The following is a 20,996-nucleotide window of genomic DNA, read 5'->3' on the forward strand; positions in this document are numbered from 1 at the left end:
CGATGAAGTATCAACACAAATTTGACGTAATCATTGTCGGCGGCGGGCACGCGGGCACCGAAGCGGCGCTGGCGGCGGCGCGCATGGGCGCGCGCACATTGTTGCTGACGCAAAGCATTGAAACCCTGGGCCAGATGAGCTGCAACCCCTCCATCGGCGGTATCGGCAAGGGCCATCTGGTAAAGGAGATTGATGCGCTCGGCGGGCTGATGGCGCGTGCGGCGGATCAGGCCGGTATCCAGTTCCGTACCTTGAATGCGAGCAAGGGCCCGGCGGTGCGTGCCACCCGTGCGCAGGCCGACCGTGTACTCTACCGGCAGGCGGTGCGGGGCGCATTGGAGGCGCAAGCCAATCTTTCCATCTTTCAGCAGCCGGTGGAAGATTTAATCATTGAGGGCGAGCGCGTTACGGGTGTGGTGACGCAGATGGGTTTGCGTTTCAGCGCCCGCTGCGTGGTGCTGACAGTGGGCACGTTTCTCGCCGGGCGTATTCATGTCGGATTGTCGAATCATCAGGGTGGCCGCGCCGGTGATCCACCCGCGAACGCGCTGGCAAGTCGCATGCGCGAGTTGCCGTTTCGGGTGGGGCGTTTGAAAACCGGCACGCCGCCGCGCATCGACGGGCGCACGATAGATTATTCAAAGCTCGCGCCGCAGCCGGGCGACGAACCGCAGCCGGTGTTTTCCTTCATGGGGCGCGTCGCAGATCATCCGCGCCAGGTGCCGTGCCACATCACCCACACCAACGAGCGCACGCACGACATCATCCGCGGCGGCCTCGACCGCTCGCCGATGTACACCGGCGTGATCGAAGGTGTGGGGCCGCGCTACTGTCCGTCCATCGAAGACAAGATCGTGCGCTTTGCCGACAAGGCTTCGCATCAGATTTTTGTCGAGCCGGAGGGGCTGACCACGCACGAGGTTTACCCCAACGGTATCTCGACCAGCCTGCCGTTCGATGTGCAGATCGAGCTGGTGCGCTCGATCAAGGGCTTTGAAAACGCGCACCTCACCCGCCCCGGCTACGCGATTGAGTACGATTACTTTGACCCGCGTGACTTGCAGCCTTCACTCGAAACCAAAATCATTCAAAATCTGTTTTTCGCCGGCCAGATCAACGGCACCACCGGCTACGAAGAAGCGGCGGCGCAAGGCATCATGGCGGGCATCAATGCCGCCCTGCGGGTGCAGGAGCAGATGCCGTGGTGTCCGCGCCGCGATGAGGCGTATATCGGCGTATTGATTGACGACCTGATTACGCGCGGCACCAGCGAGCCGTACCGCATGTTCACCAGCCGCGCCGAGTACCGCCTGTTGTTGCGCGAAGACAATGCGGATTTGCGTCTCACAGCCAAGGGCCGCGAACTCGGCGTGGTAGACGATGCGCGCTGGCAGGCATTTGAGGCCAAGCGCGAGGCGATAGAAAAGGAACAGCAGCGCCTGCGCGCCACCCGGCTGCGCCCGGAGACATTGCCGGAAGAGGAGGCCGTGCGCGTGCTGGGGCAGCCGCTCAGCCGCGAGGCGACGCTGATGGAGTTGCTGCGCCGTCCGGATGTGAATTATCACGCGCTGCTGTCTCTGCCGGGTGCGGGTGAGGCGGCGGCCGATGAAAAAGTGGCGGAGCAGGTGGAGATACAGGCCAAGTATCATGGCTATATAGAGCGCCAGCACGACGAGATTGCGCGCGCGCGCCTGCATGAAGACACAGCCCTGCCGCTGGACCTCGATTACAGCAACGTGCGTGGTCTTTCCAGGGAAGTGCAGAGCAAGCTCGGCGACCACCGGCCGGCCACGCTGGGCCAGGCGGGCCGCATCTCGGGCGTCACCCCCGCCGCTGTATCGCTGTTGTGGGTACATGTGAAAAGGTGGCGTGCGTAATCATGAGGCGCTGAAAAATGTACTCCACGCCGGCCTCGTGCAACTCGGCGTGGCGTTGCCCGTTGCGGCGGAGCAGAGCCTGCTCGACCTTGTCCAGCTCATGGAGAAGTGGAACAAGGTCTACAATCTGACGGCGGTACGCGACCCGCAGGAGATGATCACCCGCCACCTGTTGGACAGCCTCGCGGTGCTGCCGCATGTGCGCGGCCAGCACGTATTGGATATCGGCTGCGGTGCGGGCCTGCCCGGCCTGCCGCTTGCCATTGCCCTTCCCGGTACCCGTTTTACCCTGCTCGATGCCAATGCCAAGAAGACCCGCTTTGTCACCCAGGCCGCGGTGGAGCTGGGCTTGGCCAATGTCGAGGTGGTACAGACACGGGTGGAGAAGTACCGGCCTGTGCGGAAATTCGATACACTGATGGCGCGCGCCGTTGCCAGTGTTGCCGAGCTGCTGCGTAACGCGCAACACCTGTGCGCCAGCAACGGCGAGTTTCTGTTCATGAAGGGGGCTTACCCGGCGCAAGAGTTGGCAGAGATGCCCGGGGAATTCAAAATGGTTGAAGTCATCAAACTGCAGGTGCCGGGGCTGGATGCAGAGCGCCATCTGGTGCGCGTGCACTGCGCTACAGCACAGGAGTCCGTGTAATGGCGCGCATCATCGCGCTCGCCAACCAGAAGGGCGGCGTCGGCAAGACCACCACGGCCATCAATCTTGCGGCCTCTCTCGCCGCGTGCAGCCGCCGGGTGCTGCTGGTAGACCTTGATCCCCAGGGCAACGCCACCATGGGCAGCGGCATTGACAAGAACGGCGTCAGTTACAGCGCTTACGATGTGCTGACGGGTGATGTCTCGCCCGCCGACGCCATACAGCCGACCCAGCTGAAAAACTTTTTTGTGCTGCCGGGCAATGCCAACCTCACGGCTGCCGAGGTGGATCTGGTCGGCAAGCTGCAACGCGAACACCGGCTGCGGCTGGCGCTGGCGCAGGTGGACGCGCAGTATGATTACATCCTCATTGACTGCCCGCCGTCGCTCAACATGCTTACGGTGAACGCGCTGGTGGCGGCGCAATCGGTGATGATCCCCATGCAGTGCGAGTATTACGCGCTGGAAGGGTTGGCCGCGCTGCTCGACACGGTCGAGCGTGTGCGCCAGACGCACAATCCGCGGCTTGCCATCGAAGGCCTGCTGCGTACGTTGTTTGACCCGCGCAACAACCTGGCGAACGAAGTCTCCGCGCAGCTCACGCAGCACTTCGACGACAAGGTCTACCGTACGGTGATCCCGCGCAATGTGCGGCTGGCGGAGGCGCCCAGCCACGGCATGCCGGCGCTGGTATATGATAGGGCCTCACGCGGCGCGCTCGCTTATCTTGCGCTGGCGGGGGAAATATTGAAAAAAGACCGACAGGCGCAGCTGATGAACAAGGAAAAAGTAGCCAGTGGCAATTAAAAAACGCGGACTGGGGCGCGGCCTCGATGCATTACTCGGTGGTGCGGTTGCGGCCGGTCAGGTCGGCGATGGCGATCTGCGGACTCTGCCGCTGGAGATTATCCGGCGCGGCAAATACCAGCCGCGCATGGACATGCGCCCGGAGACGCTGGAAGACCTTGCCAACTCGATACGCGCGCAGGGTGTGGTGCAGCCGATCGTGGTGCGGCCCATCGCGGCGGGGCAGTACGAAATCATCGCCGGTGAGCGCCGTTGGCGCGCGGCGCAGATCGCGGGCCTGACCGACATCCCCGCCGTGGTACGCAAGGTGGCCGACCAGGCCGCCATCGCCATGGCGCTGATTGAAAACATTCAGCGCGAAGACCTCAATCCGCTGGAAGAAGCCAACGCCTTGCAGCGTCTCATCAATGAATTCGACATGACCCACGAGCTTGCCGCCGAGGCGGTCGGGCGCTCGCGCGCGGCGGTGAGCAACCTGCTGCGGCTGCTCTCGCTCAATGCCGACGTGCGCAAACTGCTGGAAACCAACGCACTGGAGATGGGCCATGCCCGCGCCCTGCTCGGCCTCAGCGGCAAGGCGCAGAGCGAGGCCGCGCAGCGTGTGGCCGACAAGGGCATGTCGGTGCGTGAGACCGAGCAACTGGTGCGCCGTCTGCAGTCAGCACCCGCACGCGGCAAGACCAAGCCCCGCGTCGATCCCGACATCCGCCGCTTTGAAGCAGAACTGTCGGAAAAGCTGGCGGCACCGGTGCGTGTAGAGCACGGCGACAAGGGCAAGGGTCGGCTTATTATCAGCTACAACAGCCTGGACGAGTTGGAAGGAATCTTGAAGCACATCAAATAGCGCCATGCAGCACGTGCTATGTACGCCAGCGTACAGAACATTCTCGACAGAGGGCGCATAAATACCACAGCTTGGACGTCGATCATGCCTTATCTGTATTGGTATAGTCAGTGCAGACTACCTTCGAGCCTGAGCAAGAGTGCAGCGGATGAGGCTTACGCCGTGATGCCGCCGATGACTAAACTGGCTGCATGAGCAGCAGCGGGAAATCCACTGGAAAACCCTGGATTACTGTTTAAGCGAGCGGGGCCACTTCTGACAAGCAGCAGCTAAATTTTAAGGAGGACCTATGTTCAGCCAGCGTTTTCTTTTAATCGTATCTTTATTAATTCCGTTCATTCTAGTTGCGCCCGCTGCTGCGGATGACGCAAAAGCCACGCCTGTCATAGACAACTTTTACGTCGAGCAAGTCGATAACCTCGACCCTGACACCGACTTGGTGTTTGTCCTGGAAGGTACGCGGGGCGGCGCGGCCAAGTTACGCATCAGTGGTATCGCGCGCACCATTCCCATGCGCGAGGTTGAGTCGGGCGTGTATGAAGGCAGCTACACCATCAAGCGTACGGACAAACTCAAGGCCAATACCCGCGTGAGTGCCACGCTTGAGAAGCGAGGACTGCTGGCCACACGGAGCCTGGGGAAGCCACTCACGACCGACAGCCTGAGCATTGGGAGCTTCACTGTGCAAGCCGTGGATCGTATCGAGCCGGGCGTCGATCTCAATTTCACACTGAACGGCACGCCGCGCGGCAAGGCTACATTTACCATCGAAGGGGTGGTAGCCAACGTGCTGATGAGGGAAACCAGCGCCGGTGTTTACACAGGCACATACACCATACGCCAGCGCGACAACTTCCCGCCCGGCGTGAAGATCACAGCCATGCTCTCGCCACACACGCAATCGGCGGTAGCAACGCTCAAACAATCATTAGTCAAAGACGCTGACGCGCCGATCATTAAGAATCTCACGCCGCACGATGGTGACACGGTATCGCTGGGCAGCCGTATATTCATCTCAAGCAGTTTTGATGATGGCGCAGGCTCCGGTGTAGATCCTGCCGCGGTGCGTGTGCTGTTTGACGGGCGCGACGTTACTGATAGCGCTGTTATCACAACGAGCTTCTTCAGCTATCAGCCTGAGTCTCCGCTTTCCCCTAAGGAATATAAGGTAGAGGTCAGCGCCAAAGACCTGGCCGGTAATGCAGCACGTATGCAGTGGAAATTCAAAGTGCAGCGTGACGGGGGCAGGCCAGATGCAAGGGCCATCTTGCCTCTGGAAATCCTGAGCCCTGCCAACAACAGCGACGTGAGGGGGTCGGGAGCCGTAGAGGTGAGTGGCAGAAGCGCCCCTAATATCGACGTGAGCATCAATGTTGAGGCCTACTCCGCGCTCGCCGGTATCATTGGGATGAATCAAAATATCCTTAACCGCACAGTGAGGAGTGATGCTAACGGTAACTTCAACTTCACCTTCAAGCCACTCTTCGTCGTACCCGGAACGCGCTACGAAGTGAAGCTCAGTGTCGGCGGAGGTGACCAAAGACGCGAACAGACACTGGTGCTGCATGCGCGTCAATGAGCAAGCCAATTAAGATAATCGTCACAAGCAGTGAGGGTGTCACGCCCTCGCTGCCGTTCGTGAACGACGTGCCGGTTCTTTATGCGAATCCATTTTTCGCCTTGAACGGCACGCTGCAAAGCGCGGTGGCGCAGGAAGTAGCGGGGGAGGCCTCCCTGAAGCACAGCAAATAACCGGTTTGCAGGCTTACCCCCAGGCATGAACGAAACCGAGCAACGTCGTAAGGAATGGGAAACACGCTATCAGGCTGGCGCTACGGGCTGGGATCGCGGCGTACCCAGCCCTGCGCTCCATGCCTGGCTGGCGAGCGGTGCCCTTACCCCTTGCCGCATACTCATTCCCGGTTGTGGCCGCGGCCACGAAGTAACGTATCTGGCGCAACTGGGTTTCGATGTTACGGCCGTCGACCTCGCCCCCTCAGCCGTGCATGCCTTGCGCGCCGCGTTGGCAACAACTGGCGTTTCAGCGCAGGTGGTGGAGGCAGACCTGTTTCATTGGCAACCAGACACTACCTTTGACGCCATCTACGAACAAACCGCATTGTGCGCCATTGATCCCACCATGCGCAGCGACTACGCTGAAAGACTATGGACATGGCTCAAGCCCGGCGGAAAACTCTACGCCCTCTTCATGCAGACCGGTCAACCCGGAGGCCCGCCGTTTCACTGCGAGCTGGTGGACATGCGCGCACTATTTCCTGCGGAGCGCTGGCACTGGCCCGATGAATCCGCAACACGCATCCCACACCCTTCGCGTGCAGAAATGCACGAGCTTGGGTTTGTGCTCACGCGGCGGTGAGAGTTACGCTACCGTATCGGCATCTACAGCCGACCTGAATATAAGGCATAGCCACGCCATGATTAAAGCCATTCTTACTGACATCGAAGGCACAACGTCGTCGCTGTCGTTTGTGAAAGACGTGTTGTTTCCCTACGCACACACGCACATGGCGGCGTTCGTGCGCGCCCATGCGCACGAGGCGGCGGTGCGTAAATGGCTCGATGAGGTGCGGCAGACGCTGGGTGGGTGTGCCGATGATGAAAAAGTCATTGCGCAACTTGTGCAGTGGATAGACGAAGATAAAAAAGTTACGCCGCTGAAGGCGCTGCAGGGCATGATCTGGGAGGCAGGCTACCGGCAGGGCGATTTCAAGGGCCATGTGTACGAGGACGCGGTGCAAAAACTTGAGGAGTGGCGCGCGCAGGGTTTAAAACTGTATGTATTTTCCTCCGGCTCGGTGCAGGCGCAAAAACTTTTATTCACCCACTCGGAGTATGGCGATCTCACGCCGCTGTTTTCAGGCTATTTCGATACCACCGCAGGGACGAAACGGGAGCCGGGTTCTTATCGCAAGATCGCAGCGGACATCGGCCTGCCGCCGGGTGACATTTTATTTCTGTCGGATATTAAAGAGGAGCTGGATGCCGCCCGCAACGCAGACATGCAGACGGTGTGGCTGCTAAGAGAGGGTGACCTGCCCGCCGCACATCCACAGGCCCGCAGCTTCGACGAGATTTCTTGGGTGTCTGAAAGTTAAAACGGCACCCAGGTCTTTTCCTCGCTGTAACTGAGATAGCCGATGTTCACGCCGCCACGCAGGCCGACGCCCAGACGGATGGGCGCAAGCACGATCTTGTCTTTTTGCTGGTAGTTGATGCCCGCACCGGCAATGTAATAGAAGCTGCCCTCAACAGCGGGGAAGCGCTGGTAGATGGCGCTGGCCGCAGGCAGGTGATAGACCAGCACGAACACCTTGGAGGCGTTCGCCCCAGCGTCGAAGCCGATGGAGGGGCCGGTCCAGTGTACCTTGCGCGTGCCGCCGTTTTTCAGCGTGATACTGCCGTCGCCGTAGCGCAGGCCCACCACCAGCGCGCCACTTACCTCTTCGCCCTTGATGTAGCCGTTGGGCTGGCCGTGATCCTCAAAGGCCTTTTCTATGACCTTGGCGAGACCAGCTGTGCTTTCACCAAAAAACGCCTCGGCTTCCTTGAGGGTGGTGTTTTTGTCGTAGGTGTCCTTGTCGTCGGCTGCGGTTGCCGCCAGCGGGGCGCCGAGCAGACAGGTCATCAGGGTCGCGAGGGCAGATAATGAGGTCAGGCGCATCGTTCAAGTCTCCTGTCGGATGGCGGTGTGTGAGGAGTCAGTCTATCATAGCCAATAATGCGGCAAGGCACGCTACGGTTGACGCCAGGACGGCATGGCGTCGCCCAACTACCGGGCGGTCGTTGACGCCACACCGCCTCAACCTTTATACTTCGCGCCCTATGAGCAAGGCCAAGGGAACCGGCTTGGCGCTGATCGGGGTAGGTACGCTGTTGACCTCCTCGGTGCTGGTCGGGTTGCTGTTGGGATATGGTCTCGATGTGTGGTTAGGTACACTCCCACTCTTCATGTTCATCTTGGGCTACCTGGGTTTCGTGGGCGGATTCCTGAAGGTTTACAGGCAGTTGACCAAGCCAGAGTGAGCAGAAACGCACTCACACAGGCGGTATCCGGCGGCGCGCAAGTGGTGATTGCCACGCAGGCAGTCATTTTGCTGGCGAGCGCGCTGGGGTCTTTTGCGCTCGCCGGGCCTTGGGCAGGACTTTCTGCTGGCTATGGCGGGTTGGTGGCCATGGCGCTGGCGTGGTTATTGAGTCGGCGCGTTGCGCGCGCGGGTGAGGCAGCGTGGCAGAGCAGTGGCCGGGGCATGCTGATTTTGTTCGCAGGCCTCGCGCAGCGATTTATGTTGGTGCTGGTGTTGCTGGGCATCGGGCTGGGTGTGTTCAAGCTCCATGCGCTCGCCACCATCACCGGGTTTGCCCTGACGCAGTTGGGCTATTTAACAGGAATGCGTACTACAGGTTCAGGACACAGGGGATCACAGCCGTGAGCGCAGCGCCAACCTCCTCGGGCGGAGGAACAGTCGAGTATATTCAGCATCACCTGACCAATCTATGCGTCGGTGACTGCACGGGCGGCTTCTGGTCGTGGCATATTGATACGCTGGCTGTCAGCGTTATATTGGGCGCGCTGATTGTGCTGACCAGCTGGCGTCTGGGGCGGAACCTGTCGGCCGATGCACCCAGCGGCTTTCAAAATGCCGTAGAGGCGATTCTCGAGTTCGTCGGCGGTCAGGTAAGAGACAGCTTCCCCGGCCACAACCCGCTCATCGCGCCGCTCGCGCTGACGATTTTTGTGTGGGTGCTTCTGATGAATTCCATGAAGTTGATCCCGGTGGATCTGCCCGGCGTTATCCTGGGGTGGTTCGGCGTGAGCTATTTCAAAATAGCGCCGACCACGGATCTCAGCGCCACCTTTGCACTGTCGCTTACTGTGTTCGCGCTTATCATCTTTTACAGCATCAAGATCAAAGGCCCCATCGGCTATCTCAAGATGTTCCTGTTTCACCCCTTCGGCAAGTTTTTCATTCCGGTGAATGTCGTGATGACCCTGATCGAAGAGGTCGCCAAGCCCTTGAGCCTGGGGTTACGACTGTTCGGCAACCTGTTCGCGGGAATGCTGGTGTTTCTGCTCATCGCCCTGATCGGCGGCACGCTCGCCGTGGGCGTGGCAGGCTGGCTGTTCTGGTTCCCGCTGCAAATCACGCTCGGTTTCGGCTGGCTGATTTTCCACATGCTGGTGATTACGCTGCAGGCGTTTATTTTCATGGTGTTGACCATTGTGTATCTTGGCATGGCGCATCAGGACCACTAACTATCAGGAACTACAGTAGCTGGTGGCCAGGAAATATACCACCTCGCCACCAGCAACTAGTCACTCGCCACTTGTTGATTTAGAACTACTTACTTTAATTTAGGAGACTGAAATGACACCCGACATGATTGCAATGATTTACGCCTACACCGCAGTGGGCGTGGGCGTGATTCTCGCCGCCGCCGGCCTGGGCTCGGCCATCGGCTGGGGCCTGATCTGCGCCAAGACGCTGGAAGGCATCGCGCGCCAGCCGGAGATGCGTCCGCAGCTGATGACCAACATGTTCATCTTCGCAGGCCTGATGGAGTCATTCCCGTTCATCATTCTCGCGTTCGGCATGTGGTTCCTGTTCGCCAATCCGTTCGTGGGCGCACTGCAGGCAGCCATAGGCGCGGCGGGTTAATTGCCCGCCCCATTCTTTCCGCTTGATCGAGTGAGACGCGCATGAATATTACAGCCACATTGTTTGGCCAGATCGTGGCCTTCATCCTGCTCATCTGGTTTGTTAACCGGCTGCTGTGGGGGCCGCTGACCGCGATGATGAAAGAGCGTGAGAAGCGTATCGCTGATGGACTGGCCGCAGGCGAAAAGGGCCGCCACGACCTGGAGCTGGCCGAAAAGCACGCCAAAGAAGTGCTGCAGAAGGTGAAGACCCAGTCTGCCGAGATACTGGCACAGGCCGAGCGTCGCGCCAATGAGATCGTGGAAGAGTCGAAGGGCAATGCCCGCGTCGAGGGTGAGCGCATCATCACGGCAGCCAAGGCCGAGATCGAGCAGGAAGTGAACCGCGCCAAGACCGAGTTGCGCACGCAGGTGGCGGCGATTGCCGTGGCCGGTGCGGAGAAGATTCTGGGTCGCGAGATCGATGCCAAGGCGCACAGCGAAGTGCTGAACCAGCTGGCTACAGAAATCTAGTCCGGACACTATCCATGGCCGAAAAAATCACCGCTGCCCGCCCCTACGCGCAAGCTGTATTCGAGCTGGCGCAGAGCCAGAAAGAATTGCAGCGCTGGTCGGAGATGCTGGCGCTCGCCGTCGCTGTGGCGAGTGACGACACGTTGCGCAAGCTCGTCGGTCATCCGCGCGTCCACAAGGCCCAGCTGGCCGAGCTGGTGCTGGCGGCGTGCGGCGATGGCCTGAGCGCCACCGGGCAAAACTTCATCCGCCTGTTGGTCGAAAATAGCCGACTGCCGCTGCTGCCGGAGATCGCGGCGCTGTATGAGGCGAGCCGCGCCGAGGCCGAGGGTGTGCTCAAGGTGCAGGTGACGTCGGCCTGGCCGCTCTCGAGCGCCGAAGAAGGCAAGATTGCCGCAGCGCTGAAGGCGCGCCTGCAAAGAGAAATCAAACTGACCGCGACGGTGGACAAGAGTCTGCTGGGCGGTGCCGTGATTCGCGCTGGAGACCGTGTTATCGACGGCTCGGTGCGCGGACAACTCGGCAAGCTCGCGCATGCATTGGCGCCCTGACCGGCAAGCACTTTAACCGAATTTCAGACTTTTATTTGAGGAAGCTTACATGAAGCTCAACCCTTCAGAAATCAGCAATTTGATCAAGAGCCGCATCGAGAATTTTGCGGTGCTCACCGAGGCGCGCACCGAAGGCACTGTGGTTTCAGTGACCGACGGCATTGTGCGCGTACACGGCCTGTCCGACGTGATGCAGGGCGAGATGATCGAGTTTCCCGGCAACACCTACGGCATGGCGCTCAACCTGGAGCGCGACTCCGTCGGCGCGGTGGTGCTGGGTGATTACGAACACATCAGCGAAGGCGACAGCGTAAAGTGCACCGGCCGCATTCTGGAGGTGCCGGTAGGCGAGGCGCTGCTGGGTCGCGTGGTGGATGCCCTCGGCAGCCCCATCGACGGCAAGGGTCCGATCAAGACCACACTGACCTCACCGATTGAAAAAGTAGCACCGGGCGTGATCGCACGCCAGTCGGTAAGCCAGCCGGTACAGACCGGCCTCAAGGCCATCGACGCGATGGTGCCGATTGGCCGCGGTCAGCGCGAGCTCATCATCGGTGACCGCCAGACCGGCAAGACCGCCGTGGCGGTAGACACCATCATCAACCAGAAGGGCACGGGCGTGAAGTGCGTCTATGTCGCCATCGGCCAGAAGGCATCGTCGGTGGCCGCCGTGGTACGCAAACTGGAAGAGCACGGCGCGCTGGCGCACACCATCGTCGTGACCGCCACCGCCTCGGATTCCGCCGCGATGCAGTTCATCGCACCCTACTCCGGCTGCTCCATGGGCGAATACTTCCGCGACATCGGCGAAGACGCACTCATCGTGTATGACGATCTGACCAAGCAGGCCTGGGCCTACCGTCAGGTATCGCTGTTGCTGCGCCGTCCGCCGGGCCGCGAGGCGTATCCGGGCGACGTGTTCTATCTGCACTCGCGCCTGCTGGAGCGCTCCGCGCGCGTGAACGCCGAGCATATCGAGAAGATCACCAACGGCAAGGTGAAAGGCAAAACCGGTTCACTCACGGGCCTGCCCATCATTGAAACCCAGGCCGGTGACGTGTCGGCCTTCGTACCCACCAACGTGATCTCGATCACCGACGGTCAGATCTTCCTCGAAACCGATTTGTTCAATGCCGGTATCCGGCCTGCCATCAACGCCGGTCTTTCCGTGTCGCGTGTGGGCGGCGCGGCGCAGACCAAGATCATCAAGAAGCTGGGTGGCGGCGTGCGTCTCGACCTGGCGCAGTACCGCGAACTTGCCGCATTCGCGCAGTTCGCCTCCGATCTCGACGAGAGCACCCGCAAACAGTTGGAGCGCGGTCAGCGCGTCATGGAGCTGATGAAGCAGAAGCAGTACGCGCCGATGAGCGTGGCCGAGTTGGCCGTATCGTTGTTCTCCGCCAATCAGGGCTTCCTCGACGATGTTGAGGTGCCCAAGATTCAAGCCTTCGAGCAGGCGCTGCTGAGCTACATGAAGTCCAGGCAGGCTGCGTTGATGGAGAAGATCAATGCCACGGGCGACTACAACAGCGATATCGAGGCTGGTCTGCGTGCCGCAGTAACAGAATTCAAGCAAAGCGGTGCATGGTAAAAAACAGATACAAGATACAAGTGGAAAGATACAAGTAAAACCAAAAGCAGGGTTTTACTTTTCTCTTGTACCTTTAACCTTTTCTCCGGGTTTTTAATATGGCTGGCAGCAAAAAAGAAATACGCACCAAGATCAAGAGCATCAAGAACACGCAGAAGATCACGCGTGCGATGGAGATGGTTGCGGCTTCAAAAATGCGCAAGGCGCAGGAGCGCGTGCGTGCTGCACGCCCCTATGCTGCCAAGATGCGCAACGTGATCGGCCATCTGGCCCACGCCCATCCGGAATACAAGCATCCCTATTTGCAGGAACGCACGGTCAAGCGCATCGGTTTTATTGTGGTGTCGTCCGACCGCGGGCTGTGTGGCGGCCTGAACACCAACCTGTTCCGTGCCGCGCTGGCCTCGATGCGCGACTGGAGCAAACAGGGTGTGCAGGTGGATATATGTACTGTAGGCACCAAGGCCGCAGGCTTTTTCAAGCGCTTTGGCGGCAACATCATCGCGGAGAAGTCGCACCTGGGCGATGCGCCCGGCCTGGCCGACCTGATCGGCGCGGTGAAGGTGATGCTGGATGCCTACAACAGTGCGCACATCGATCGTCTGTATCTGGTCTATAACAATTTCGTCAACACCATGGTGCAGAAGCCGGAACTTCAGCAGATGCTGCCCGTCGTGCCGGACACCGATGAAACGCTACACCATCACTGGGATTACATCTACGAGCCCGAATCGAAAGAAGTGCTGACCCATTTGCTGACGCGCTACGTCGAGTCGCTGGTGTATCAGGGCGTGCTGGAGAATATTGCCTCCGAGCAGGCCGCGCGCATGGTGGCCATGAAGAGCGCGTCGGACAACGCGGGCGAGCTGATCGGCGATCTGCAGCTGGTCTACAACAAGGCGCGTCAGGCCGGCATTACGCAGGAATTGTCAGAAATTGTGGCCGGTGCAGCAGCAGTATAATGCCGCACGTTAATTAACGAATTTTAATTTAAGTTTGTGAGGAACTGAGCATGAGTTCAGGAAAAGTGGTTCAAGTTATCGGCGCCGTGGTGGACGTTGAGTTCCCACCCGATTCGCTGCCCAAGATATATGACGCGCTGCTGGTAGACAGCGCCGGGCTGACGCTCGAGGTACAGCAGCAGCTCGGCGACAGCGTGGTGCGTACTATTGCGATGGGTTCGTCCGATGGTCTGCAGCGTGGCGTGGCGGTGAGCAACACCGGTGACCCGATCTCGGTGCCGGTAGGCAAGGAAACCCTGGGCCGCATCATGGACGTGCTCGGCAAGCCGATTGATGAAAAGGGCGACATTGGGGAAAAGGCGCGCTGGTCGATACACCGCAAGGCCCCGGCCTATGACGAACTCGCTGCGAGCACCGAGCTGCTGGAAACCGGCATCAAGGTTATCGATCTGATCTGCCCGTTCGCCAAGGGCGGCAAGGTCGGTCTGTTCGGTGGCGCCGGCGTGGGCAAGACCGTGAACATGATGGAGCTGATCCGTAACATCGCTATCGAGCACTCGGGTTACTCCGTGTTCGCGGGCGTGGGTGAGCGTACCCGTGAAGGTAACGACTTCTACCACGAAATGACCGAGAGCAAGGTTATCGACAAGGTGTCGCTGGTGTATGGCCAGATGAACGAGCCGCCCGGCAACCGTCTGCGCGTGGCGCTGACCGGCCTCACCATGGCCGAGTTCTTCCGCGATGAAGGCCGCGACGTGCTGCTGTTCATCGACAACATCTACCGTTACACGCTGGCCGGTACCGAGGTATCTGCGCTGCTTGGCCGTATGCCGTCAGCGGTGGGCTACCAGCCGACACTGGCTGCTGAAATGGGCGCCCTGCAGGAGCGTATTACCTCCACCAAGACCGGCTCGATCACCTCCATTCAGGCCGTGTACGTACCCGCCGACGACTTGACCGACCCGTCGCCCGCCACCACTTTTGCGCACCTGGACGCCACCGTGGTGCTGTCGCGCCAGATCGCCGAGCTGGGCATTTACCCCGCCGTGGATCCGCTCGATTCCACCAGCCGCCAGCTCGATCCGCTGATCATCGGCCAGGACCACTACGACACCACGCGCGCGGTGCAGGGCACCTTGCAGCGTTACAAGGAGCTGAAGGACATCATCGCGATTCTCGGTATGGATGAACTGTCAGAAGAAGACAAGCTCACCGTGACCCGTGCGCGCAAGATACAGCGCTTCCTGTCGCAGCCGTTCTTCGTGGCCGAGGTGTTCACCGGCTCACCCGGCAAGTATGTATCGCTCAAGGACACGATCCGTGGCTTCAAGGGCATCGTCAATGGCGAGTATGATTCCTTGCCGGAGCAGGCGTTCTATATGGTCGGCACCATCGACGAAGCGATAGAAAAGGCCAAGACGCTCAAGTAAAGACAGTGGCGAGTGGATAGCAGCTAGTAGCGAGTAATGTACTTCCTCGCCACTAGCCACTCGTAACTCGCTACTTGTATAAATGAAATCAAAGGCAAAATAGGTTAACCATGGCCATGACACTGCATCTGGATATCGTAAGCGCCGAGGCGGAAATATTTTCCGGGCCGGCGGAGATGGTATTTGCGCCCGCTTCGCAAGGCGAGGTCGGTATTCTGCCGCGTCATACGCCGTTGCTGACCACGCTCAGGCCGGGCGAGGTGCGGGTGAAGATTCCAGATGCTGAAGAGCAGGTGTTTTACGTCTCCGGCGGCATACTGGAAATCCAGCCACACGTGGTGACTATCTTGTCCGATACCGCACTGCGCGCCCACGACGTGGATGAGGCCGCCGCGCTGGAGGCCAAGCAGCGCGCCGAGCAGGGCATGCGCGACCGCAAGTCCGATATCGACTACGCCCAGGCCCAGGCCGAGCTGGCCGAGGCCGTGGCGCAATTGCAGACCATTCAGCGTCTGCGCAAAAAGGGCCGCTGATACAACGTGTAGGTCGGATCAAGCGCAGCGGATCCGACACGCGATGCTTGTAACTTTCCGTTTTTCTTGTATCTTGGGTCTATGGGCCTCTCCGTAATTATACTTGCCGCCGGGCAGGGTACGCGCATGCGTTCCGCGCTGCCCAAGGTGCTGCACCCGCTGGCGGGCCGGCCACTGCTGGAGCACGTCATCTACACAGCACGCCAACTACAGGCGGATCATATTTACGTGGTCTATGGCTATGGCGGCAGCGCCGTGCCGCAGGCGCTCGAACAGCTTGCCGTAGGCTGGGTGGAGCAGGCCGAGCAGCTGGGGACAGGCCATGCCGTTAGCCAGGCCATGCCGTCGGTGTCGGACGGTGACACGGTGCTGGTGCTCTACGGCGATGTGCCGCTGATCAGTGCGGCAACACTCCAGCGCCTGATCGCCGCAGTAAGCGACAACAGTCTCGGCTTGCTCACTGTGCACCAGCACGATCCGCGCGGCTATGGCCGCATTGTGCGCAATGCCGATAAACGGGTGACACGTATCGTCGAGGAGAAAGACGCGACCTCCGATGAGCGCAGCATCAGCGAAATCAATACCGGCATGATCGCCGCACCGGCAGCCCGCATGCGCGCGTGGCTCGCCAAGCTCGAAAACAACAACGCCCAGAAAGAATATTACCTTACCGACGTGATTGCGCTTGCGGTGCAGGACGGCATCGTTATCAATACTGTCGAGCCCGACAAAGTGGCCGAGACCATGGGCATCAACAACAAGGCCCAGCTGGCCGAGCTTGAGCGCTATTATCAGCGCCACGAGGCCGAACGATTGATGCTGGAGGGCGCCACCCTGCTCGACCCGCTGCGGCTCGATGTGCGTGGCGAGTTGAGCGTGGGTCAGGATGTTACGCTGGATGTGAATGTGGTCATAGAAGGCAAGGTGACACTGGGTAACAGGGTGCGCATCGGGCCACAGGTGGTGATTCGTAATGCCAGCATCGGTGATGACGTCGAGATACTCGCCCACTGTGTGATTGAAGATGCGGCAATTGGGGCCGGGTGTCGTATCGGGCCATTCGCGCGCATCCGCCCTGAAACCAAACTGGCCGCTGGCGTGCATATCGGTAATTTCGTTGAGATCAAGAAATCCAGGGTAGGTGCAGGCACCAAGATCAATCATCTGAGTTATATCGGCGATGCCACCGTCGGGCGCGAGGTGAATATCGGCGCGGGCACCATTACCTGCAATTACGACGGCGCGAACAAACACCAGACGATTATCGAGGACGGCGCCTTCATCGGCTCCGACACCCAACTGGTAGCCCCGGTCACCGTGGGCGCCCAGGCAACGATCGGTGCGGGTTCAACGATTACCCAGAACGTAGCGCCAAAGGTGCTGGCGGTCAGCCGGGTGAAGCAGAGTACCGTGCCGGGCTGGAAAAGACCTGTTAAAAGCAGTGACAAGTAGCAAGTTGCAAGTGGCAAGAATAAAGATGAAAAAGAGTCTCTCTTGCTACTTGCTACTTGAAACTTGCTACTGAGGTATATATGTGCGGAATCATCGGGGCCGTAGCAGAACGGGACGTGATGCCCGCACTGGTCGAGGGTCTCAAGCGTCTCGAATATCGCGGCTACGATTCCGCGGGCGCGGTTGTGCTCGATGCCGGCGGCAAGCTGGCGCGGGCCCGCACAGTGGGCCGGGTGGTGGAGCTGGAGCAGCAGCTTGCCGGACGCAAGCTGCAAGGAATGACAGGCATCGCCCATACCCGCTGGGCGACACACGGCGCGCCAAGCGAGCGCAATGCGCACCCACACATTTGCCGTGGCACTGTGGCTGTGGTGCACAACGGCATTATCGAAAACCATGAGGCGCTGCGGGCCGAGCAGACGCAGGCGGGCTACGAGTTTACCTCGCAGACCGACACCGAAGTCATTGCGCATCAACTGCACCAGCATCTGGCGCAAGGTCAATCATTGTTCGAGGCCTTGCGCGCTACGGCTGTCGAATTGCACGGCGCCTATGCCCTGGGGGTGATCGGCATCGCTGATCCTGCCCGGCTGGTGGCCGCGCGGCGCGGCAGCCCGTTGGTGATAGGCCTCGGCGAGGGTGAGAATTTCATCGCTTCCGATGTGGCGGCACTGCTGTCGGTAACGCGGCGCTTTATCTTTCTCGAAGACGGCGACATCGCTGACATCACCCGCGACCACGTGCGCATCATCAATGCGGTGGGTGACGAGGTCACGCGCAAGATACATGTGAGTGCACTCAGCGCCGATGCAGTAGAGCGTGGTGAGTACCGCCATTACATGCTGAAGGAGATCTTCGAGCAGCCGCGCGCTGTGGCGGATACCCTCGAAGGGCGATTGCATGCGGGCCGGGTGCTGGAGGAGAGTTTTGGCCCGGATGCCGCCACAGTGCTGGACGTCGTCAAGCGTGTACACATCATTGCTTGTGGTACGAGCCACCATGCCGGGCTGATTGCACGGTACTGGATCGAGGCGCTGGCGGGCATCCCCTGCACTGTCGAAGTAGCGAGCGAGTTTCGCTACCGTCGCCCGGTGGTCAGCCCCGACTGTCTGGTGGTGGTGATCTCGCAGTCGGGTGAAACAGCCGATACCCTCGCCGCGCTGCGCGAAGCAAAGCGTCTCGGTTTCCGCCACTCCCTCGCCATTTGCAACGTGCCAGAAAGCTCGCTGGTACGCGAGGCGGAAATCGTGTTGATGACACACGCCGGGCCCGAGATTGGCGTTGCTTCTACCAAGGCCTTCATCACCCAACTGGTCGCGCTCATGCTGCTTACCATCGTGCTGGGGAGGCGTCATGCGCTCACGCCGGAGCTGGAAGGCAGGCTGGTTGCCCAGCTTGAGTCATTGCCGGCAAAAATCGAACAGACGCTGGCCATGAGCGATAACATCAAGCAACTCTCCGAACAATTTGCCGACAAGCACCATGCCTTGTTTCTCGGGCGCGGCGCGCATTATCCGGTGGCGATGGAGGGCGCGCTCAAGCTGAAGGAGATTTCCTATATCCATGCCGAGGCCTATCCTGCGGGCGAACTCAAGCACGGCCCGCTGGCGCTGATAGATGCCGAGATGCCGGTGATTGCGGTGGCGCCGAATAATGAATTGCTGGAGAAGCTCAAATCCAATCTGCAGGAGGTGCGCGCGCGTGGCGGCAAGCTGATCGTGTTTGCTGACGATGCAGCAGGCTTTAAATCCTCAGAGGGCGTGCAGGTGTTAAGCGTGCCACATGTGGAGGATGACGTATCGGCAGTAATTTATACCGTGCCACTACAGCTGCTGGCCTATCATGTCGCGGTACTCAAGGGCACCGACGTGGACAAGCCTCGCAATCTGGCGAAATCGGTAACAGTGGAATAAAAGCCGGGACCGTAACAGACCCGGCCAGATGTTTCTGCTCAGGCAGTTTTATCGAGCTTGTCGAGTCCGAGTGCCTTCACGCCGAAATACACCACCACCGCAATCACCAGGAAATCAATGACAACCGATACGAAGTGCCCTGGCAATATCGCAACGGGGCCAAGGGTAAGCGTGGGCGTTTGCAAGCCTTCGGCGGCACCCAGCGCAATGCCTATGAGCGGGTTAATGACGTCGGTGACCAGCGCGGCCACGACCCTGGATACCGCGCCGCCCAGAATAAAACCTACAGCCAGCCCGACTACACCTTGTGTTCTTATGAAGTCCATAAAACCGTGCATGTGCCTGTCTCCCTTATCAGCCGGGAATTGAGTGGTACCGGGGGATTGGAGCAGGCAGGCGGGGTGGGGTCAACGTTTAGCGGGCAGGGGAATGTGGCGGCGAGCGAGCGCCCGCAGAGCACTGGCGCGTTGCTGGATGTTCCCGGCGGGCGGTGCGGTATTTGGCGAAAATGACAGATGATGGTGGGCCGTGTGCGGATCGAACGCACGACCAACAGATTAAAAGTCTGCTGCTCTACCGGCTGAGCTAACGGCCCAAATAATATAAAACGTGCTTAGTGCCTCGGCTCGCCCCCTTCTTCCCAGGGGCGACGAGGTGGGGATGAAGGCTGCCTATTGTAAACGTTGGCGGCGCCAAGACCAAGGTGTGTGGTACTTGCGGGCCACTATTGATAGCGGGTGGGGTCTGGAATGCTGGCGGCCTTGAAGCCCGCAGCACGCAGGCGGCAGGCATCGCAGCGGCCGCAGGCACGGCCGGCGTCATCGGCGCTGTAACAGGAGACGGTGGCGGCATAGTTCACCCCGAGCCGCAGCCCTTCGCGGATGATGTCGGCCTTGCTTAAATGGATGAGTGGGGCGTGCAGGGTGCAGCGGTGGCCTTCCACCCCCGCCTTGGTGGCGACATTGGCAAGGTGCTCGAAGGCCGCGATGAACTGTGGCCGGCAGTCCGGGTAGCCGGAGTAATCCACGGCGTTCACGCCGATAAAGATGTCTCCTGCCTTTAACACCTCGGCCCAGCCCAGCGCCAGGGCCAGCAGCAGGGTATTGCGCGCCGGAACATAGGTGACAGGTATGCCAGCGCTGGGCTGCTGTGGTATGTCGATGCTGACGTCGGTCAGGGCCGAGCCACCTATGGTGCCGAGATCGACCTGGATAACTTTGTGGTCAGCGGCGCCCAAGCTGCGTGAGCAGTGTTCTGCGGCGGCCAGTTCCGCGCGGTGGCGCTGGCCATAATCAACCGCCAGGGTATGGCACTCAAACCCCAGCCCGTGGGCAATGGCCAGTGTGGTGGCCGAGTCCATGCCGCCGGAGAGCAACACGACGGCGCGGGTGTGGGCAGCTGTGAAGGGGATGATGGCGGCGCTCATGGTTATTTAAGGGTAGGGGTGTCTCTAAAAAGGATGGATTTTGCTTCTTTATAGGCGCCATTCATTATTTGTTATTTGCCGGGGACATTGCCCCACAAATACTTATGCAGCTGGATTTGCATACGTACCGGCAGGCGGTCTTCGAGTATCCAGTCGGCGAGCTGGGTGGGGTTGAGTTCGCCGTGGCTGGGGGAAAACAGCAGCTCGCAGTGCTGTGCCAAAGCATGCTGGGCGATGGTGGCCTTGGCCCAGTCGTAGTCGGCACGATGGCAGAGTACGAATTTGACCTGATCGCCGGGCTTGAGATGGGCGATGTTTTCAAAACGGTTTTTCTCAGCTTCGCCGGAGCCGGGGGTCTTGATGTCCATGACCGTGGTGACGCGGGTATCGACGGGGGCGATGTCGAGTGCGCCGCTGGTTTCGAGGGATACCTGATAGCCCGCATCACACAGCGCGGACAGCAGACCGAGTGCGGCACGCTGGGCCAGCGGCTCACCGCCGGTGACGGTGACGTAATGCGGCGTGTACGCCGCGACACGGGCCAGTACGTCGGGCAGCGTCTGCCACTCGCCGCCCTGAAACGCGTAGGCGGTGTCGCAATAGCCGCAGCGCAGCGGACAGCCGGTGAGGCGGATGAATACAGTGGGCAGGCCTACAGTGCGGGTCTCGCCCTGTAGAGAGTGGAAGATTTCGGTGATACGCAGCCGTGTCTCCTGTGGCTGCGGCGCGGAGCGTATCCCAATGTCTGCGGCAGGGTGCATGTGCTCATTTTACA

Annotated in this window: 24 protein-coding genes and 1 tRNA gene; 20 read left to right on the forward strand and 5 right to left on the reverse strand. The window is 60.1% G+C overall.

What is annotated here, in order from left to right; genetic code table 11:
- The first annotated feature begins 2 nt into the window (after positions 1-2).
- The 8 genes from mnmG to mtnC all read left to right on the forward strand — a co-directional run bounded on the left by mnmG (position 3) and on the right by mtnC (position 7,289).
- Positions 3-1,877, forward strand: coding sequence for a tRNA uridine-5-carboxymethylaminomethyl(34) synthesis enzyme MnmG (gene mnmG / locus Q8L89_08990; GenBank protein MDP1709180.1), 1,875 nt, complete (start codon positions 3-5; stop codon positions 1,875-1,877).
- Positions 1,870-2,523 carry a 16S rRNA (guanine(527)-N(7))-methyltransferase RsmG gene (gene rsmG, locus Q8L89_08995; protein MDP1709181.1) on the forward strand — a complete coding sequence of 218 codons (654 nt, stop codon included), beginning with the start codon at positions 1,870-1,872 and terminating at the stop codon, positions 2,521-2,523. Before mnmG ends, rsmG begins: the two co-directional genes overlap by 8 nt.
- The gene (locus tag Q8L89_09000) at positions 2,523-3,329 is read left to right on the forward strand and encodes a ParA family protein (GenBank protein ID MDP1709182.1); all 807 of its coding nucleotides are present in this window, start codon (positions 2,523-2,525) and stop codon (positions 3,327-3,329) included. The genes rsmG and Q8L89_09000 overlap by 1 nt, the downstream gene beginning before the upstream one ends.
- A complete protein-coding gene (locus Q8L89_09005) occupies positions 3,319-4,173 on the forward strand; it encodes a ParB/RepB/Spo0J family partition protein (protein MDP1709183.1) in 855 nt (284 codons plus the stop codon). Before Q8L89_09000 ends, Q8L89_09005 begins: the two co-directional genes overlap by 11 nt.
- A gap of 289 nt (positions 4,174-4,462) precedes the next feature.
- The gene (locus Q8L89_09010; protein ID MDP1709184.1) at positions 4,463-5,752 is read left to right on the forward strand and encodes a hypothetical protein; all 1,290 of its coding nucleotides are present in this window, start codon (positions 4,463-4,465) and stop codon (positions 5,750-5,752) included.
- Complete coding sequence (locus tag Q8L89_09015) at positions 5,749-5,925, forward strand: hypothetical protein (protein MDP1709185.1); 177 nt, start codon at positions 5,749-5,751, stop codon at positions 5,923-5,925. The genes Q8L89_09010 and Q8L89_09015 overlap by 4 nt, the downstream gene beginning before the upstream one ends.
- Positions 5,926-5,950: 25 nt before the next feature.
- The gene (locus Q8L89_09020) at positions 5,951-6,550 is read left to right on the forward strand and encodes a methyltransferase domain-containing protein (GenBank protein ID MDP1709186.1); all 600 of its coding nucleotides are present in this window, start codon (positions 5,951-5,953) and stop codon (positions 6,548-6,550) included.
- Positions 6,551-6,608: 58 nt separating this feature from the next.
- A complete protein-coding gene (mtnC, locus tag Q8L89_09025) occupies positions 6,609-7,289 on the forward strand; it encodes an acireductone synthase (protein ID MDP1709187.1) in 681 nt (226 codons plus the stop codon).
- Here the strand turns inward: mtnC and Q8L89_09030 are convergent.
- The gene (locus tag Q8L89_09030; protein ID MDP1709188.1) at positions 7,286-7,855 is read right to left on the reverse strand and encodes a DUF1134 domain-containing protein; all 570 of its coding nucleotides are present in this window, start codon (positions 7,853-7,855) and stop codon (positions 7,286-7,288) included. The genes mtnC and Q8L89_09030 overlap by 4 nt on opposite strands.
- Before the next feature lie 161 nt (positions 7,856-8,016).
- Between Q8L89_09030 and Q8L89_09035 the strand changes: the two genes are divergently transcribed.
- From Q8L89_09035 to glmS, 12 genes are all read left to right on the forward strand, one after another.
- Positions 8,017-8,217, forward strand: a complete 201-nt coding sequence (locus Q8L89_09035; protein ID MDP1709189.1) for an AtpZ/AtpI family protein — start codon at positions 8,017-8,019, stop codon at positions 8,215-8,217.
- On the forward strand, positions 8,214-8,624 hold the full coding sequence (locus Q8L89_09040) for an ATP synthase subunit I (protein ID MDP1709190.1): 411 nt from the start codon (positions 8,214-8,216) through the stop codon (positions 8,622-8,624). The genes Q8L89_09035 and Q8L89_09040 overlap by 4 nt, the downstream gene beginning before the upstream one ends.
- Positions 8,621-9,448, forward strand: coding sequence for a F0F1 ATP synthase subunit A (atpB, locus tag Q8L89_09045; protein MDP1709191.1), 828 nt, complete (start codon positions 8,621-8,623; stop codon positions 9,446-9,448). The genes Q8L89_09040 and atpB overlap by 4 nt, the downstream gene beginning before the upstream one ends.
- Positions 9,449-9,560: 112 nt before the next feature.
- On the forward strand, positions 9,561-9,851 hold the full coding sequence (atpE, locus tag Q8L89_09050) for a F0F1 ATP synthase subunit C (protein MDP1709192.1): 291 nt from the start codon (positions 9,561-9,563) through the stop codon (positions 9,849-9,851).
- A gap of 41 nt (positions 9,852-9,892) precedes the next feature.
- Complete coding sequence (locus Q8L89_09055) at positions 9,893-10,363, forward strand: F0F1 ATP synthase subunit B (protein ID MDP1709193.1); 471 nt, start codon at positions 9,893-9,895, stop codon at positions 10,361-10,363.
- 14 nt (positions 10,364-10,377) lie between these two features.
- The gene (locus Q8L89_09060) at positions 10,378-10,914 is read left to right on the forward strand and encodes a F0F1 ATP synthase subunit delta (GenBank protein MDP1709194.1); all 537 of its coding nucleotides are present in this window, start codon (positions 10,378-10,380) and stop codon (positions 10,912-10,914) included.
- 49 nt (positions 10,915-10,963) lie between these two features.
- Positions 10,964-12,505, forward strand: a complete 1,542-nt coding sequence (atpA, locus tag Q8L89_09065) for a F0F1 ATP synthase subunit alpha (protein ID MDP1709195.1) — start codon at positions 10,964-10,966, stop codon at positions 12,503-12,505.
- A 98-nt stretch (positions 12,506-12,603) separates the two neighbouring features.
- Complete coding sequence (atpG, locus tag Q8L89_09070; protein MDP1709196.1) at positions 12,604-13,467, forward strand: F0F1 ATP synthase subunit gamma; 864 nt, start codon at positions 12,604-12,606, stop codon at positions 13,465-13,467.
- 50 nt (positions 13,468-13,517) lie between these two features.
- Positions 13,518-14,897 carry a F0F1 ATP synthase subunit beta gene (gene atpD, locus Q8L89_09075; protein ID MDP1709197.1) on the forward strand — a complete coding sequence of 460 codons (1,380 nt, stop codon included), beginning with the start codon at positions 13,518-13,520 and terminating at the stop codon, positions 14,895-14,897.
- Positions 14,898-15,007: 110 nt separating this feature from the next.
- Positions 15,008-15,430 (forward strand): F0F1 ATP synthase subunit epsilon, encoded by a 423-nt coding sequence (locus Q8L89_09080; GenBank protein ID MDP1709198.1) that lies wholly within the window; start codon positions 15,008-15,010, stop codon positions 15,428-15,430.
- A gap of 81 nt (positions 15,431-15,511) precedes the next feature.
- Positions 15,512-16,882 (forward strand): bifunctional UDP-N-acetylglucosamine diphosphorylase/glucosamine-1-phosphate N-acetyltransferase GlmU, encoded by a 1,371-nt coding sequence (gene glmU, locus Q8L89_09085; GenBank protein MDP1709199.1) that lies wholly within the window; start codon positions 15,512-15,514, stop codon positions 16,880-16,882.
- Between the two features lie 80 nt (positions 16,883-16,962).
- Entirely contained in the window at positions 16,963-18,795 is a 1,833-nt protein-coding gene (gene glmS, locus Q8L89_09090; protein ID MDP1709200.1) for a glutamine--fructose-6-phosphate transaminase (isomerizing), read from the forward strand.
- 38 nt (positions 18,796-18,833) lie between these two features.
- On the opposite strand, the gene Q8L89_09095 is transcribed toward glmS, so the two are convergent.
- The 4 genes from Q8L89_09095 to queE all read right to left on the reverse strand — a co-directional run bounded on the left by Q8L89_09095 (position 18,834) and on the right by queE (position 20,982).
- Complete coding sequence (locus Q8L89_09095; GenBank protein MDP1709201.1) at positions 18,834-19,133, reverse strand: MscL family protein; 300 nt, start codon at positions 19,131-19,133, stop codon at positions 18,834-18,836.
- A gap of 181 nt (positions 19,134-19,314) precedes the next feature.
- Positions 19,315-19,390: transfer RNA gene (locus Q8L89_09100), tRNA-Lys, on the reverse strand.
- A 129-nt stretch (positions 19,391-19,519) separates the two neighbouring features.
- On the reverse strand, positions 19,520-20,221 hold the full coding sequence (queC, locus tag Q8L89_09105) for a 7-cyano-7-deazaguanine synthase QueC (GenBank protein ID MDP1709202.1): 702 nt from the start codon (positions 20,219-20,221) through the stop codon (positions 19,520-19,522).
- 71 nt (positions 20,222-20,292) lie between these two features.
- Positions 20,293-20,982 (reverse strand): 7-carboxy-7-deazaguanine synthase QueE, encoded by a 690-nt coding sequence (gene queE, locus Q8L89_09110; GenBank protein MDP1709203.1) that lies wholly within the window; start codon positions 20,980-20,982, stop codon positions 20,293-20,295.
- Positions 20,983-20,996: the final 14 nt, after the last annotated feature.

The organism is Gammaproteobacteria bacterium (genome assembly GCA_030680605.1).
Lineage (GTDB): Bacteria > Pseudomonadota > Gammaproteobacteria > SURF-13 > SURF-13 > JAQBXX01.